Consider the following 14,292-nt stretch of genomic DNA (forward strand, 5'->3'; position numbering starts at 1 on the left):
AGGCGCAGTGCTGCGGCGTGGTGCTGGCGGCGTGGGGTGCGCCAGCGCGGGAGTCTCGTGCGGGGAGTCCCGCGGCACGTGCACCGCACGAGCGGACGGATCCGCCGTGAGGAGAAAGACGAGAAGGCCCCGGATTCGGCGAGATTCCGGAGCCTTCTCGAAGTGGGCGATACTGGGTTTGAACCAGTGACCTCTTCCGTGTCAGGGATCAGCCCGCCCCAGGTCAGCCAGTCGCCGCCCGTCGTTGCAGGGATTATCGGCCCACTGTTGTCATCGCTACACGCAGCGGATCGGAGGTGCGGGCGCACGAAGGAGCACCGGAACCGGTGGTCTGGGATTATGGGCGGGTGTCGTCTCGAGCCTCTGCGTTCGTGTTTGCGCGTGGCCTTGCTCTCGCACCGATTGTGTTGCCTAGCGGAGTGTTCCTGGTCCTGGGCAACGGCCTCGGTTTGAACGGGTACCTCGTCGGCGGAGTCGGCGTACTCTGCGCGTTGCTGGCATCGAAGCTGGTCTCGTGGCGGACGCGCGTACCGCTGATCGCGGTTGCCGCAGCATGGGGGTTGAGTCTCGGCGTGCTCACCGTGGCCGAGATCTACTGGGAAGGTGACGTCGGGATCGGAGGCGGGTTCGCGCTCTTCGTGCTGCTCTGCGTGATCGCCCTGGGCACGCTTGCCGCCCTCGTCACACCACGCGCCCGCTCCGTGTCGGAACCTCGCGGCACGATGGGGCCATGGCCGCCGAACCCACTAGCACGCTGACCGACGTAGAGCTCGAGATGCTCGCCATGGAGCGGCTGTGGTGGCAGCTCGCCGGCGCGAAGGAGCAGCGCATCCGCGGGCGCTTCGCCATGTCGGCCACCAAGTACTACCAGCGGCTCAACGACTTGATCGACCGCGACGACGCCCTCGCCTACGACCCGCTGCTCGTGAAGCGCCTGCGACGCGTGCGAGCTGAGCGCAGCCGGTCACGGTTGGTGCGGCGCCTCGGGATCGACCTGTGACCCGTCGGCGAGGATCGCGACAGGGGCGCCAGTCGAAGCGAGCCAAGGTCAGAGCCGAGGAACTCGGCGGCCTGCGCCCGGTCAAGGTGCAGCGACGCCACCCGGTCGACGGTGCGCCGCTGTTGAAGGCGGGTCAGGTCTACGCCTTCGCCGGTGGCGAGGTCTTCCACCCCGCGTGGTGCGGGACGGTCGGCGTGTACTGGGACCAGCACCCGACGTCGCTGCTCGTCGTTCTTCGAGCCGAGGTGGGGCGACGGCGCGGGTGCCAGAACTGTCTGACGCATCCCCTCGCGGCGTACGCCTAGACGACTCGACTCACCCGTTCGGCGGACCGCCCACGTCGTGCGTGGTGTGGTGTCCACTCGCCCGGGTCCGCGACTCGTCTGCCTAGGCCGTCACGCGCCGCGGGTCGGCGCCGGCTTCGAACAGCAGTGCCGCGCCCTGCAGGTCGGCCGGGTGGTGCGAGCCGGGGAGGGCGATGCTGCTGGCCTGGGGACGTTCCCAGAGGTCGTCCCAGGGGAGGTCGGTCACGCGACCCTTCCTTCCTGCAGGATGTCGGTCATGTTCTGGCTCACGGAGACGGCGCAACCGGACGGACCGATCGAGGTCGTGGTGACCGGCGCGGGAACCACGTGGTGGCCACCGGTGCTGGCAGCGGTCCTCGGCTCCTTCTTCAGCGGTCTCGCGCTACTGCTGATCTGGTTCCTCACGCAGCGCCACAGCAAGCGAGTGGCGTTGGAGGAGCGCGACCACCAGCGGGAGATCGCGCAAGAGGAGCGGGAACACGCTCGGGCGCAAGAGTCACGAGAACAGCGGGCGGACTCGTTCGCCAAGATGTCGGAGGCCATGACTGAGGTGATCGTGCAGCCAGACGGGACCTTCGAGGCGCAGCTGGTGGGCCATTCGAATGCCATCACGCGACTGGGCCTATCGCTGTACATCTTGGCCGCCAGGCACGGACTGAAGAGGCCAGCGTCGGCGTACGCGATGCAGCAGTCGAAGGTCCTCATCATGAAGGGAGTCGCCATCCGTGACTGCACTTCTGTCGACGAGTTTCGGGCGGTGGCGGACGATGTGGCCCTCCGCATCAGCGAGATGACCGCGCTGTACTCGGACTGGGTGCCGGACGGGGCGGAGGCGCAGTTCATCGAGCACCTCACGCCGCAGTCCTGACCTGATCGAGCCGCAACGGCGCGTACCAGCGGTAGGCGACGCCCTCGGCGTTGACCGAGGGTGGCGCGACGACGTACCCGCCGGCGCCGCGGTAGTCGATGCCGGGGCGATGCTGGCACGGTTCCCGCGTCCAGTCGCCTCGACGTACAGGTGTTTGCCGCCGTCGCGCGGCGTGGAGACCTTGCCGAGCACGGGCGGCAGCGCGCTGAGCCGCGCCCACGACTGCACGCCGGCCGGCCCGTCGACGTCGATCACGTCGACCAGGTGGCCCGTGGCGATGCCGATGTTCGCGTCCGGGACCTCGGTCCACCAGGCGCGCACGACCTCGACGACGTCGGCGGTGAGTGGTCTCACGTGGGTGCTCCTCGTGGTTCGTGGTGGCGCTGACCGGACTCCACCGGTCGCCGACCCCTGGGCGGCGACCGATGGGCTCAGGTCAGAACGGCGGCTTGGCCGTGGTGACGGTGGGCGCGTACTGCGCGACCCACTGCTCGGCCTTCGCCACGTCGTCGGCCGTGGCCTCGTTGAGCAGCCACGGGGCGGACTGCCCGGGCTTGGCGTTGCCCTGCCCGAGGCGGCCGAGGACCTTCTGGCCGACCGAGCCGCGGAGCTGCGACTGCAGCACCTTCGGGAAGATCAGCGTCTCGGCGTAGGACTCGCCGGCGCCGTTGCCCTCGAGGACGCTGACCGTTGGCCTTCACGGCGTCGGAGTCGCCGTGCACGGTCTTGATGCCCGTCTCGACGCCGACGACGTCGATCAGGAGCAGGGCGCCGATGTGGTCGGCGAACTTGATGCCCTCTCCGGGGGCGGCGGGTGCTGCGAACATGCTCATGAGGTGCTCTTTCTCTTCGGGTGGTGTGTCGTCACGCTGCGTCGAGCAGGCGTGCCCAGGCCGAGGCGAACTCGGTGAGGTCGTTGGTCCAAATCGCGGCGTCCTCTTCCCAGAGGGCCTCGAGCTTCTTGCGACTGGTGGCGGTGGCGATGGCGTTTTCGAGGGAGGCGATCGCGGGGTCGGGAGCGGGCGTCGGCTGGGCGGGCGCGGCGGCTTCGGCGTTCGGCGCAGCGACGAGGTCGGGGCGCTCGAGGCGGAAGTCCTTGCGCGAGCGCCAGCCGCGGACCTGCGTGGCGAGCCGGACGCCCTCTCAGCCGGCGGCCAGGTCGACGGGCACTAGCTCGCACCGGGCCTGGCCGGCGGGCAGGTGAATGATGATGCCGACGTTCTGGTCGATCGGGCCGAGGCTGAATCGCTCGCCGCTGGGGCTGTAGCCGGTGCCGTGGGCGTAGACGGCCAACTGCATGGCGATCTTGCCCAGGCCCACTCGATCGAGTCGGTCTTGATGTCGGCCATGTAGGAGACGCCGTTCACCTGCACGACGCGGTCCGCGGTGCCGCCGACCTTGAGCTTGTCCACGACGGTGAACTGCTCGATGTGCGTCGCCGTCAGGTGGGCCGTGGCGGCGGCGTACGCCTCGAGGTCGGCCCTCGCGGCCTCGGGCAGCGCGGGGAGCGGCTGGCCACGGTCGATCAGCTCGGTCAGGGCTTGCAGTGCCGTGCCAGTAGTGGCCGCACCCGACGCGCCGGCGGCCTCTCGGGCGTCGGCGCAGATGCTGTCGAGCTTGCGCTTGTCGTCGCCGGCGGCCGAGACCGCGAGCAGGAGGTCGGCGCGGTTGGCCAGCCCGGTGGCCACCATGCGCTGCTGCCACTTCTGCAGGGTGAACTTGTCCTCGAGGCAGTCCACGAACGTGGTGCAGCGGGTGTACGCCGTCGGCTTGCCGCCCTCGGGCGGCGTGATGAGCGGGCGGCCGTAGCGGTCGCGGTCGATGTCCGGCGAGGGGGTCGTGATCGTCATGTCGTCTCCTGCTGCTCGTTGCTGCTGGTGGTCGGGGCCGGCGTAGTGCTGGGGAAGCAGTGGGTGCGCCCCTCCGTTCCGCGGGGCAGGTGGACCGCTGTTGAAGCCGGGTCGTTCCTCCGCTTCGCGGGGGTGCTGCGACCCGGCTTCTTCGTCTCCTGCTGCTCGTCGTGCCCGCCGGGACGATGCGTGCTTCGGGGACGCGGTTTATGGGGAGGCGGTCGGTTCACAAGTGAGGCGTCCGCAGGCTGCGAAGATGGCGACATGTGGGAAGGACTCGGAAGCGCACTCGTTGGCGCTGTCGCGACTGCCGTAGTGACGCTGGGCGCGGTCGCGCTGACGCTCAGGCACGAGCGACGTCTGCAGGACTCCAACGCGCTGGAGACTGAGCTGCAGCGTTTGCTCGCGGATCTTCGTTCCTTTGCACCCCGAATCGGGGCCATGCGTGAGTTGCATCAACGCGTCGAGATCGAAAACGAGATGACGATGTGGGTGCGACAAGCGCGGCGTGTCTTGCCAGCGGTTCAACGGGAGCTGTCCCCGCGGGCGGCTGCACTTCTCGGCGAACTCCTTGGCGATACCGGTGAACACCCGGACGCGGCAGATTCCACCCTGCGGCCACTCGCTCGGCTGGAAGCGCTGCTCACTGAGACGGTCTTGACTCCGGAGAAGCTGACGCCCTCCCGGTTGGCCCACCTCAGCCATCTCCGTATGAACGGTGAGCGCTTCGACTGAGCCCAGCCGCTCGAGGCGGGTGCCGCTCTGCACGCCGCTCACAATGGCTCCGGAGGATGGTCGAGGGAGTCGCCGCCGAGCGTGGCCACAGTGACGTTCGCCGACCCGAACGCCGCGGCGTCAGCCCGGGAGTCGAACCACAGCGTGCCGCCGGCGGGGAAGGTGACAAGCGTGCCCTCGCCGACGTTCTCGACGGTCGCGTAGGTGCTCACTGGTGTCCACCGTGTCCACTACGGTTCAGAGCATGGACAACGCAGCTGCTCGACTCGCTGACTTCCTCGAGGCGACTCAGGTGGAGTCTTCGAACATGACGGCCGCCGCGGCGCGCCAGGAGTGGGGTGCAGGGTGGGACATGACCCATCTCGGCGCGTCCCTTCACGCCGCGAGCCTTCTTCTCGAAGTGGAGCAGGCGCTTAGCGATCTGAAGGCCCTCGGCCGAAATGTCAAGAACCTGGAGCAGTCCTTCCACGCCTGGACGGCAGCCGTGTTCCTGCCGAGTCAGTCGTGGGACCACGGTGGGCGCTCCGCCGAGGAGCTGAACGAGTGGGACATGCGTTTCTTGCGCGAGCTCGCCGACGTGATCGACGAGTGGGGCCTTGAGCCACCTATCGACGAGCAGGACATCAGCACGGTTCGCAAGGCGATTGAGGCCGCGAGGGAGCTCTTGGAGGAGTCTCCGGAGATCCCTGTCGACGTCCGGGACTACGTTCGCGCCTTGCTCACTGAGGCGTGGACCATGTCGGGCTCCTGGACTGAGTTCACCGGCAACCACGTCCGCAAGATCACTCTCGAGCTCAGCGGCGCGATGCACCTCGTGGCCGACAAGATCGAGGACGGCGCCTCCGAAGAGGACAAGGACGCCGAGAAGCGGGCTTCGGGCTTCCGTAGCTGGGGCGGCAGGGTCGCCAGTGGCCTCGTGCGGGGTGCTTCGACCGAGACAGGCCGCCGGGCTATCGAGTACGGCACGAAGGCGATCGAGAACCTTCCCGGCTGATCTGCTCACCGCCGCCACTCCTGGCTCAGGGACTCTGGCAGTGCGGTGGGATCGGTGGTCATCGGGTGGCCTCGCCCGGGGCTGGGGGTGGGGTTGCCCGCGTGCTCGATGACGAGCGGGGCGATGACGTCGCGCACGACGTGCCCGCGGTGCTGGGCGGTGAAGGCCGCGACTTCACCGGCGACGGGACGCCACGGGCAGCCGGCCCGTCCGCTCGCGTCGACGCAGTCGCCCGACGCGGCGGGACGGTGGTTGTCCAGTGCCTCGAAGAGCAGCTGTTCGAGCCCGGTCATGACGACACCGCCGGCGGGACTGTCCCCGACCCGGAGCACCGCACCGTGATCGAGCCGACTCGCTTAGTGTGCTCGCGGAACACGAGCTCCCCATCGGCGTCTCGGACCAACCCGGTCTGGCCGCTGTTCCGGTCGTGGCGCTCGAAGAGGTGGTCGGGCAGACGGCGTAGCCGATCGTCTTCTGGGCCTTGCGCTTCGTCTCGGGGCGCGCAGGACTCGGGTCAACATCGAGGAGCCCGGGCAGGGCGTCCTGCGGGATGTCGGCGTGACGGTGCCGGACTTTCTCGACGTCGCTCATGCGCTCACGTCCCCACGCGTATACGTGTGGATCGCGGCCAGGTTCATCCGGCGTTGGGCACGTAATACGGTCTCCGGCACGCAGCCGAGCTCGCGCGCGATCTCCACGTCGTTGAAGCCGCGCGAGTGCAGGCCCCGGACGTGGCTGTCGGAGGTCGCCGCCGCCGGACCGACCCGCGGGTTGACGATGCCCCGGATGGATCGCGCCCGCGGGGCGCTCGACGCGAGACGGGCCCGGTCGGAAGACCGACGAGAGGACGCGCGCTAGTCGTCGCAGTCGCGCGTGGGGTCGAGATTCACTTCATCGCACAGACCATCCTGGAATACCTGGTACGCCGCTCTGAAGTAGGCGCTCTCTCGCTGGTTCGCCAACTCTTTGATGTCGGCTCTCGTCGCGTTTCCGAGCGATTGAGGCATAGGCTGAGCGACTGCTCGGAGCTTCGCCACTGCCAGTTCGGAGCCAAAGGCGTGGACGTCGTTCACGGCGCCCTGGAAGTCGTATCTTGCCGCTTCCCAGCTTGCGAGAGCGGGATCGCCCACCTGTGGGAGCGGGTCTCGATCAGCGATGATCGCTCCAGTGCGGAGGCTCTCGTAGTAGTAGGCGTTGGCAGCCTCCAAGAATCCTTGATAGACCCACGCCTTCTGCTGCCTCATCTCTGCATCGATTTGCGTCTGCGACGCCTGGTCCTGCGCAAGCGTCGCCGCCTCGATGGCGCCGCTCGCGCCGATGCGGGCGCCAAGCAGTCCGAGTACGCCGGCGACGATGCCGGTGACTGCGACCAGGGCAGCGTCGTGACTGAGCTTCGGCCAACGTGTCTTCACGCCTGCAGCGTAGAGCGCGGATGGGACGCTCCAGGAGCTTGCGGTGGAGATTTGGGCGCACATAGGGCGCACGGCGCTGACGGACTGGCCTGATCGTCCCGAGAAAGACGAGAAGGCCCCGGATTCGGCGAGATTCCGGAGCCTTCTCGAAGTGGGCGATACTGGGTTTGAACCAGTGACCTCTTCCGTGTCAGGGAAGCGCGCTACCGCTGCGCCAATCGCCCGAGGGTGGTGCTGTTCAGTTGGTGCGTCGTGTCGAGGTGGGTACGGGATTTGAACCCGTGTACACGGATTTGCAGTCCGTTGCCTCGCCTCTCGGCCAACCCACCGCTGGATGGGTATGGAGACCCTCCGAGCGGACAACGAGATTCGAACTCGCGACCCTCACCTTGGCAAGGTGATGCTCTACCACTGAGCTATGTCCGCATTCGCACCGTTTCCGGCGCGGGAAGAAACATTAGCCGATGGGCTCCGGCGCACCAAACGGGGGGTCGTCGTCGGCGGGGGTACGGTGGCGACATGCGTGCCTGGGTGGACGGACGAGTCCTCGGATCACCGGAAGAACCGGCCATCAGCGTCCTCGACCACGGGCTCGTGGTCGGCGACGGAGTCTTCGAGACGGTCGCCGTCGACAGCGGGGTGCCGTTCGCCCTCACGCGCCACCTCGAGCGGTTGGCCGGCTCGTCCGCGGGGCTCGGCATCGGGCGCCCCGATCTCGGCCTCCTGCGGGAGGGTGTCGCCGCCACGATGGACGGGCAGGACCTGCCCTTCGGTCGGATCCGCATCACCGTGACGTCCGGCCGGGGCCCCCTCGGCTCGCCGCGGGGCGACCACGGGCTCACGCACGTGGTGGTCACCGAGCCGGCCGAGCGCCCGCCCTCGGTCGCGTCGATCGCCACCGTGCCGTGGCCCCGCAACGAGCGCGGCGCGCTGGCCGGGCTCAAGACCACGTCGTACGCCGAGAACGCGAAGATGGTCGAGGCCGCCCGGGCCGCGGGTGCGTCGGAGGCGGTCATGCCCAACACGCAGGGCCACCTCTGCGAGGGCACGGGGTCGAACATCATGTACGTCCTCGACGGCACGCTGGTCACGCCGACGCTGGCGTCGGGCTGCCTCGCGGGCATCACGCGCGCCCTCGCCCTCGAGTGGCTCTCGGCCGAGCTCGACGTCGTCGAGCGCGACGCACCCATCGAGGTCCTGGCCGACGCCGACGAGGTGGTGCTCGTCGGCACGACCCGCGACATCCAGGCCATCTCCCACGTCGACGGCCGCGCGGTCGGCGCGGCCCCCGGCCCGATCACCCAGCAGGCGCAGGCCATCTGGGCCCGCGAGGCGGCCAAGCACTCCGACCCGTAGGGAACCGAGTGGGACCGCCGCGGAGACGTGCGTTAAGGTTCTGTGCGTCCCCGGGCGATTGGCGCAGTGGTAGCGCGCTTCGTTCACACCGAAGAGGTCACTGGTTCGAACCCAGTATCGCCCACCGACACCGAAGCCCCCGGCCCAGCGCCGGGGGCTTCGTCGTGCGTCCGCCGGGCGCTCCTACGATGGCGGGCATGTCGATCGAGACCGCCCGCGCCCACCTCGCCCGCTTCGGCCGAGGCGACGACGTCGTGGAGACGTCGGGGTCCAGCGCCACCGTCGAGCTCGCTGCCGCCGAGCTGGGTGTCGAGCCGGCACGGATCGCGAAGACGTTGGGCTTCTACGGAGCCGAGCCGGGCACGAGCATCCTCGTGGTGGCGGCCGGCGACGCCCGGGTCGACAACGCGGCGTTCAAGGCCGCCTTCGGCATCAAGGCGCGCATGCTGAAGCCCGACGACGTCGAGGCCCTCACCGGGCACGCCATCGGCGGTGTGTGCCCGTTCGCCAACCCCGACGTCGCCGCCGTGCACCTCGACGCCTCACTACGGCGCTTCGCGTCGGTGTTCCCGGCCGTCGGCAACGCCGCGTCGGCCGTGGAGCTGACGCCAGACGAGCTCGAGGTCGTGGCCGAGCCGGTGGGCTGGGTCCAGGTCACGAAGGACCCCGCGCCGGCGTCCTGACACCTTCGGGTCGATCGACGGAGCCAGGACCGACCCGAACGCGTCAGGACGCGCGCGGGCGCGCTCAGGTGGTCTCGGCGGTGCCGAGGGGGTCGAGCCGGGTCCAGCCGCGGTCGGTGTGGCGCTCGAGCCGGAGCCCGCGCCCCTCACCCGCGGACGGGCCCTCGAAGGGGTGGCTGGAGCGCCAGGCCACGGCAGCCTGGTCGTGCTCCAGGGATCGCTCGGCGACGACGTCGCCGTCCTCGGTGGTCAGTCGGTAGTCGGCCATGGGTCCACCGTGCACCGGATCACTCGCCCGTGCACTCCGCGTAGGCCTTGCCGTACTCCTCGGTGTCCTGCACGGGCGACGCGGTCGGCGCCTCGATCTGCTCGCCCGGACGGCCGTAGAGCTCGTCGTCGAACACGATGAGCGGCGGCCCGTCGACGCAGTCCGTCACCTCCTGGACCCCGGCCTCCCCGTCGGCGACGCAGAGGTCGTAGTCGGCCGGGAGGTCGTCCCCGGCCTTCCAGACGCTGGAGCAGTCCGGACCCGTGGGCACGGGCGACGCGCTGGCACTCGCTCCGTCGGAGCCGCGTGGCTGGTCCGAGGGACCGGAGCCGCCCGAGGGCTCGTCCGACCCTCCGGACGTGCAGCCGGCGGCGAGGACGGCGAGGAGCAGGATGCTGGCAAGACGACGCATCCCTCGAGGCTAGGCCATCTCGCGCAGGGTCTTCTCGCTCTGGGCCATCGAGGTCAGGACGAGCGCCGTCCGAAGAGCAGGGCAAAGCGCGGCACGCGCATGGAGACCACGGGCCTGCGCCCGGAGAGCAGGCCGAGCACGCCGTCGAAGGTCCACGAGGCACGCACCAGCTGGGCGCTCACCCGCCCGCGCACCGGCGTGACGACCGACCGCCCGGCGCGGGCCTGGGCGATGCGGAAGCCGAGCGGCCAGCGTCCGGGGAGCGCCCGGGTGCGCTCGACGGTGGCTGACGCCAGGCCGAGGCCCTCGTGCCGCCGGCCCGGCTCCACGCGGAACTCGGCGAGGTCCTTCGGGATGGCCCACAGCGCCCGGCCACCGTCGCGGGACGCCTCGCTGTCGACCCAGATCCACGGGATCCACACGCGGAACCTCAGCCCACGGCGCACCAGCACCGTCGCCATGATCTCGTCGTAGGTGAGCGGGCTGGGCTCCTCGTACCGGAAGAACGCCGCCGTCACGACCGCTCGGCCGCGGAGGGTGACGATCGTCGTGCCCGGCGGCGGGGCGGGCAGGTCGGCGGCCGGCACGAGGAACACCGACGCCAGGGCCTGGCCGTGCAGGTCCCACGGCTCCGGGGGGTAGGTCACGTCCATGCGAAGTCCTCCGGCTCCACGGTCCGCACGCGCCGGTGGTACGGGTAGGTCGACCCCGGCCAGTTCGACGTGATCCGGCCCGACGGATGGCGGTACCAGCTGTCGCAGCTGCCCCACACGGAGGACTCGAGCCGTTCCTGGACCTGCTGGTCGTACTCGGCCTCGACCTCGGGGCGCACGTCGACCGCCTCGTAGCCGCCGGCCTCCATGCGGTCGAGCACCTGGCGCATGTGCCGGGCCTGCGCCTCGAGCATGTAGATGATCGAGCCGCCACCGAGGTTGGTGTTGGGCCCGTAGGAGACGAACAGGTTGGGGAACCCCGGCACGTACATCCCGAGGTGGGCGTGGGCCCCGTCGGTCCAGCGCTCGGCCAGAGGCTCGCCCCCGGCGCCGCGCACGTCGATCGAGCTCAGGAAGTCCTGCGAGTCGAATCCCGTGCCGTAGATGATCACGTCGACCTCGTGCACGGTGCCGTCGGCGGTCTCGACGCCCTGGGGGAGGACCCGCACGATGCGATCGGCCACGACGTCGACGTGGTCTCGCTCGAGGGTCGGGTAGAAGTTGTTGGAGAACAGGATCCGCTTGCACCCGATCGGGTAGTCGGGCGTCAGCAGCTCGCGCAGGCGGGCGTCCTGCACCTGGCGGCGCAGGTGCGCGAGTGCTGCCTTCTGCTCGACCTTGCCGACCAGGCTGCCCTCGTCGAGGCCGCGTGAGAACTGCTCGCCGAACGTCCACCAGAGCGGGCGCTCCAGGCGGATGCCCGGTCGCCACCAGCGGGGGAGCGGGCCGTCGGGCTTGGGCAGGATGTAGTTCGCCGAGCGCTGGAAGAGCGTGAGGTGGGCGGCGTCCTCGGCGACGTGGGGCACGTACTGGATCGCGCTCGCGCCCACGCCCACGGCGGCGACGCGCTTGCCCGCCAGGTCGACGTCGTGGTCCCAGCGAGCCGAGTGGAACCAGTCGCCGGCGAAGTCCTCGAGGCCCGGCAGGGCCGGCAGGCGCGGCTCCGAGAGCTGGCCGACGGCGCTCACGAGCACGTCGACCCGCTCGACGACCCCGTCGGCGAAGCCGACGTCCCAGGCCTGCTCGTCCTGCTGCCAGTGGGCCGAGACCACCTCGCGGCCCAGCTGGACGCGGGGCGTGATGCCGTACTCGTCGGCGACCCGGTGCAGGTACTCCCGGATCTCCGGCTGCAGCGCGTACCGCTTCGACCACTGCGTGTTGACGGCGAACGAGTAGGAGTACAGGGGCGACGGGACGTCGCACCCGGCACCGGGGTAGGTGTTGTCGCGCCACACCCCTCCGATGTCGTCGCCACGCTCCCAGAGGCGGACGTCGTGGTGGCCGTGCGAGAGCAGCTCCGCTGCCACCGCGATGCCGCCGAAGCCGGAGCCGATGATGCCGACGGATGTCATGACGCCTCCAGGACGTGGACGAGGTGGATGGTGAGCAGGGCGAGGACGTCCTCGCGGGCCAGGGTCCCGCGCTGCAGCCACTCGCGGCACAGTGCCTTCACGTAGGCGGCCGAGGCCCTGAGGCGTGCGCGCAGGTCGGGGGAGTCGGGCAGACCCACGGCGTCGAGCACCAGTCGTGCCGCGCGGTCGTCGGCCTCGTCCACGATCCGCTGCAGGTCGGACTCGCCGCTGAGCTCGGCCGCGCCCGCCGCGGCCACCCAGGCCTGGCCGTAGGTCTGGGCGGCGTCGAGGATCCAGTCCATCGTCACGCGCACGCGTTCCTCGAGCGGCAGGTGCAGGAGGTCGGGCAGCTCGCTGGCCGGCATGAGCAGCGAGTCGCGCATGACGGCGAGGAAGATCTCGCGCTTGGAGCCGAAGTAGTGGTGCAGGAGTCCCCGGGTGACCCCCGCCGCGCGAGCGAGCTCGGCGAGCGAGACGTCGTCGTAGGATCGCTCGGCATACAGCGATCGCGCGGCCTCGACGATCTGGCGTCGCCGGGCGTCGGGCTCGAGCCGGGTGCGGTTGAGGGCGTTCACGGGACGAGTGAACAACGCTATTGGCAAAGTGTCAACAAGCGGGTACGGTGCGGGACATGAAGCACTACGACGTCGTGGTGGTGGGTTCGGGGTTCGGCGGCAGCGTCAGCGCCCTGCGACTCACCGAGAAGGGGTACTCGGTCGCCGTCATGGAGGCCGGTCGACGGTTCGCCGACGACGAGCTGCCCGAGACCTCCTGGCGCCTGAGGCGCTACCTCTGGGCGCCGTGGGCCCGGTGCTTCGGCATCATGCGCATCACGCCCCTGAAGGACGTCCTGATCGCCAGCGGTGCCGGCGTCGGCGGCGGTTCCCTGGTGTACGCCAACACGCTGTACCAGCCGCTCGACGGCTTCTACGACGACCCGCAGTGGGCGCACGTCACCGACTGGCGCGACGAGCTGGCCCCGCACTACGACCAGGCCAAGCGGATGCTCGGCGTGGCCACGTACCCCGGCCACACGCTGCCCGACCGGCTCATGGCCGAGGTGGCCCAGGAGCTCGGCGTCGGCGACACCGTGCACGCGGCCGACGTCGGCGTCCTCTTCGGCGACCGGCCCGGCGAGGACGTCGGCGATCCGTACTTCGGGGGCGCGGGACCGAGCCGCCGCACCTGCACCGAGTGCGGCGCCTGCATGACCGGGTGCCGCCGCAACGCCAAGAACACGCTCGTCAAGAACTACCTGTACCTCGCGGAGAGTGCCGGAGCCGAGGTCCACCCCCTGACGACCGTCACCGACGTGCGGCCGCGGACCGGTGGCGGGTACGAGGTGCGCACGCGGCGGACGGGCAACCGGCTGCGCCGACGTCGCTTCAGCGCCGACCACGTGGTCTTCGCCGGCAACGCGCTGAACACCCAGGACCTGCTGCACCGCCTGCGTCGACGGTCGTTGCCGCACCTCTCCGACCGCGTCGGCGAGCTCAGCCGCACCAACTCCGAGGCCGTCCTCTCCGCCCGCGCGAGCGCCAAGGACGCCGACGTCACCCCGGGCATCGCGATCACCTCGTCGTTCCACCCCGACGCCGTGACCCATGTGGAGCCGGTGCGCTACGGCCGTGGCTCCGGGGCCCTCAGCCTGATGAACATGGCGCTGGCCGACCACCGAGGCGGGGGATCGCAGCTGCGCAAGGTGCTGCGCGGCTACCGCGGCCTCGGCCTGCGACGGTCGCTCCGCCTGCACGACCCGCGCCGCTGGGCCGAGCAGTCGATCGTCGTGCTGGTCATGCAGTCGCTCGACAACTCCGTCACCACGTTCCTGAAGCGCGGCCCGTTCGGGCTGCGCATGACCAGCCGTCAGGGCAAGGGCGAGCCCAACCCGTCGCGGATCCCCGTGGCCGACCACGTGGCGCGCGAGCTCGCCGACAAGCTCGACGGCGTGCCGGGCGGCTCGTTCGGCGAGCTGGTCGGCATCCCGCTCACCGCCCACTTCATCGGCGGGTGTGCGATCGGCACGTCGCCCGAGGAGGGGGTCATCGATCCCTACCAGCGGCTCTACGGCCACGACGGCCTCCACGTCGCCGACGGGTCCGCCATCAGTGCCAACCTCGGCGTCAACCCGTCGCTCACCATCACCGCCCAGGCCGAGCGCGCGATGTCGTTCTGGCCCAACAAGGGCGAGCCCGACCCGCGTCCCGCGCTGGGTGAGCCGTACGAGCGCATCGACGCGGTCGCGCCACGGTCCCCGGTCGTGCCCGACGACGCCCCGGGTGCCCTGGTGCTCCCGATGCCGACCGTCAGGCCGGGCGCCCGCGCGCAGGTCGAGGCCTGAACC

19 protein-coding genes, 4 tRNA genes and 1 pseudogene are annotated in these 14,292 nt (G+C 70.2%); 9 read left to right on the plus strand and 15 right to left on the minus strand.

Annotated features, from left to right (window positions below):
- Positions 1 to 419 precede the first annotated feature (419 nt).
- Positions 420 to 758 carry a hypothetical protein gene (locus ASF38_RS17700; protein ID WP_156366965.1) on the plus strand — a complete coding sequence of 113 codons (339 nt, stop codon included), beginning with the start codon at positions 420 to 422 and terminating at the stop codon, positions 756 to 758.
- Positions 731 to 1,000 carry a DUF3263 domain-containing protein gene (locus ASF38_RS16230; protein WP_056577449.1) on the plus strand — a complete coding sequence of 90 codons (270 nt, stop codon included), beginning with the start codon at positions 731 to 733 and terminating at the stop codon, positions 998 to 1,000. The genes ASF38_RS17700 and ASF38_RS16230 overlap by 28 nt, the downstream gene beginning before the upstream one ends.
- Before the next feature lie 387 nt (positions 1,001 to 1,387).
- Here ASF38_RS16230 and ASF38_RS17705 read toward each other — a convergent pair whose 3' ends face one another.
- On the minus strand, positions 1,388 to 1,531 hold the full coding sequence (locus tag ASF38_RS17705; RefSeq protein WP_156366967.1) for a hypothetical protein: 144 nt from the start codon (positions 1,529 to 1,531) through the stop codon (positions 1,388 to 1,390).
- 30 nt (positions 1,532 to 1,561) lie between these two features.
- On the opposite strand from ASF38_RS17705, the gene ASF38_RS16240 reads away from it, so the two are divergent.
- Positions 1,562 to 2,173 carry a hypothetical protein gene (locus tag ASF38_RS16240; protein ID WP_056577455.1) on the plus strand — a complete coding sequence of 204 codons (612 nt, stop codon included), beginning with the start codon at positions 1,562 to 1,564 and terminating at the stop codon, positions 2,171 to 2,173.
- Here ASF38_RS16240 and ASF38_RS19820 read toward each other — a convergent pair.
- The 3 genes and pseudogenes from ASF38_RS19820 to ASF38_RS16255 form a co-directional block, all read right to left on the minus strand.
- Positions 2,157 to 2,527 (minus strand): annotated as a pseudogene (locus tag ASF38_RS19820) (bifunctional DNA primase/polymerase). The gene ASF38_RS16240 and the pseudogene ASF38_RS19820 overlap by 17 nt on opposite strands.
- An 82-nt stretch (positions 2,528 to 2,609) precedes the next feature.
- Positions 2,610 to 2,798 (minus strand): hypothetical protein, encoded by a 189-nt coding sequence (locus tag ASF38_RS16245; protein WP_056577458.1) that lies wholly within the window; start codon positions 2,796 to 2,798, stop codon positions 2,610 to 2,612.
- Positions 2,799 to 3,342: 544 nt separating this feature from the next.
- Entirely contained in the window at positions 3,343 to 4,023 is a 681-nt protein-coding gene (locus ASF38_RS16255) for a hypothetical protein (RefSeq protein WP_056577464.1), read from the minus strand.
- Positions 4,024 to 4,287: 264 nt separating this feature from the next.
- Here ASF38_RS16255 and ASF38_RS16260 point away from each other — a divergent pair, with 264 nt between their 5' ends.
- Positions 4,288 to 4,758, plus strand: coding sequence for a hypothetical protein (locus ASF38_RS16260; RefSeq protein ID WP_156366968.1), 471 nt, complete (start codon positions 4,288 to 4,290; stop codon positions 4,756 to 4,758).
- Positions 4,759 to 4,796: 38 nt separating this feature from the next.
- Here ASF38_RS16260 and ASF38_RS17710 read toward each other — a convergent pair whose 3' ends face one another.
- Complete coding sequence (locus tag ASF38_RS17710) at positions 4,797 to 4,970, minus strand: hypothetical protein (protein WP_156366969.1); 174 nt, start codon at positions 4,968 to 4,970, stop codon at positions 4,797 to 4,799.
- 32 nt (positions 4,971 to 5,002) lie between these two features.
- Between ASF38_RS17710 and ASF38_RS16265 the strand changes: the two genes are divergently transcribed.
- On the plus strand, positions 5,003 to 5,752 hold the full coding sequence (locus ASF38_RS16265; protein ID WP_156366970.1) for a hypothetical protein: 750 nt from the start codon (positions 5,003 to 5,005) through the stop codon (positions 5,750 to 5,752).
- A 5-nt stretch (positions 5,753 to 5,757) separates the two neighbouring features.
- Here ASF38_RS16265 and ASF38_RS16270 read toward each other — a convergent pair whose 3' ends face one another.
- The 5 genes from ASF38_RS16270 to ASF38_RS16295 all read right to left on the minus strand — a co-directional run bounded on the left by ASF38_RS16270 (position 5,758) and on the right by ASF38_RS16295 (position 7,590).
- A complete protein-coding gene (locus tag ASF38_RS16270; RefSeq protein ID WP_156366971.1) occupies positions 5,758 to 6,045 on the minus strand; it encodes a hypothetical protein in 288 nt (95 codons plus the stop codon).
- 561 nt (positions 6,046 to 6,606) lie between these two features.
- Positions 6,607 to 7,164, minus strand: a complete 558-nt coding sequence (locus ASF38_RS16280; RefSeq protein WP_156366972.1) for a hypothetical protein — start codon at positions 7,162 to 7,164, stop codon at positions 6,607 to 6,609.
- 152 nt (positions 7,165 to 7,316) lie between these two features.
- A tRNA-Val gene (locus ASF38_RS16285) sits at positions 7,317 to 7,388 on the minus strand.
- A 34-nt stretch (positions 7,389 to 7,422) separates the two neighbouring features.
- A tRNA-Cys gene (locus ASF38_RS16290) sits at positions 7,423 to 7,493 on the minus strand.
- A 25-nt stretch (positions 7,494 to 7,518) separates the two neighbouring features.
- Positions 7,519 to 7,590, minus strand: a tRNA-Gly gene (locus tag ASF38_RS16295).
- 93 nt (positions 7,591 to 7,683) lie between these two features.
- Here ASF38_RS16295 and ASF38_RS16300 point away from each other — a divergent pair.
- The 3 genes from ASF38_RS16300 (at position 7,684) to ASF38_RS16310 (ending at position 9,203) form a co-directional block, all read left to right on the plus strand.
- Positions 7,684 to 8,520 carry an aminotransferase class IV gene (locus ASF38_RS16300; RefSeq protein ID WP_056577484.1) on the plus strand — a complete coding sequence of 279 codons (837 nt, stop codon included), beginning with the start codon at positions 7,684 to 7,686 and terminating at the stop codon, positions 8,518 to 8,520.
- 52 nt (positions 8,521 to 8,572) lie between these two features.
- Positions 8,573 to 8,644 (plus strand) — tRNA-Val (locus tag ASF38_RS16305).
- 73 nt (positions 8,645 to 8,717) lie between these two features.
- The gene (locus ASF38_RS16310) at positions 8,718 to 9,203 is read left to right on the plus strand and encodes a YbaK/EbsC family protein (protein ID WP_200914573.1); all 486 of its coding nucleotides are present in this window, start codon (positions 8,718 to 8,720) and stop codon (positions 9,201 to 9,203) included.
- A gap of 64 nt (positions 9,204 to 9,267) precedes the next feature.
- Here ASF38_RS16310 and ASF38_RS16315 read toward each other — a convergent pair whose 3' ends face one another.
- From ASF38_RS16315 to ASF38_RS16335, 5 genes are read right to left on the minus strand one after another with little or no spacing between them, the layout of a single operon-like run.
- Positions 9,268 to 9,471 carry a hypothetical protein gene (locus ASF38_RS16315; protein ID WP_055970547.1) on the minus strand — a complete coding sequence of 68 codons (204 nt, stop codon included), beginning with the start codon at positions 9,469 to 9,471 and terminating at the stop codon, positions 9,268 to 9,270.
- A gap of 19 nt (positions 9,472 to 9,490) precedes the next feature.
- Positions 9,491 to 9,883: a hypothetical protein gene (locus ASF38_RS16320; RefSeq protein ID WP_055970545.1), complete on the minus strand. Its 393-nt coding sequence runs from the start codon at positions 9,881 to 9,883 to the stop codon at positions 9,491 to 9,493.
- A gap of 53 nt (positions 9,884 to 9,936) precedes the next feature.
- Positions 9,937 to 10,536 (minus strand): acetoacetate decarboxylase family protein, encoded by a 600-nt coding sequence (locus ASF38_RS16325; protein WP_056555119.1) that lies wholly within the window; start codon positions 10,534 to 10,536, stop codon positions 9,937 to 9,939.
- Positions 10,527 to 11,948: an NAD(P)/FAD-dependent oxidoreductase gene (locus ASF38_RS16330; protein ID WP_056555118.1), complete on the minus strand. Its 1,422-nt coding sequence runs from the start codon at positions 11,946 to 11,948 to the stop codon at positions 10,527 to 10,529. The genes ASF38_RS16325 and ASF38_RS16330 overlap by 10 nt, the downstream gene beginning before the upstream one ends.
- Positions 11,945 to 12,523 carry a TetR/AcrR family transcriptional regulator gene (locus ASF38_RS16335; protein ID WP_162237371.1) on the minus strand — a complete coding sequence of 193 codons (579 nt, stop codon included), beginning with the start codon at positions 12,521 to 12,523 and terminating at the stop codon, positions 11,945 to 11,947. The genes ASF38_RS16330 and ASF38_RS16335 overlap by 4 nt, the downstream gene beginning before the upstream one ends.
- A 56-nt stretch (positions 12,524 to 12,579) precedes the next feature.
- Between ASF38_RS16335 and ASF38_RS16340 the strand changes: the two genes are divergently transcribed.
- Positions 12,580 to 14,289, plus strand: coding sequence for a GMC oxidoreductase (locus ASF38_RS16340; RefSeq protein ID WP_055970538.1), 1,710 nt, complete (start codon positions 12,580 to 12,582; stop codon positions 14,287 to 14,289).
- The last annotated feature ends 3 nt before the right edge of the window (positions 14,290 to 14,292 follow it).

The sequence above is a fragment of the Aeromicrobium sp. Leaf272 genome (assembly GCF_001422865.1).
Classification (GTDB): domain Bacteria; phylum Actinomycetota; class Actinomycetes; order Propionibacteriales; family Nocardioidaceae; genus Aeromicrobium.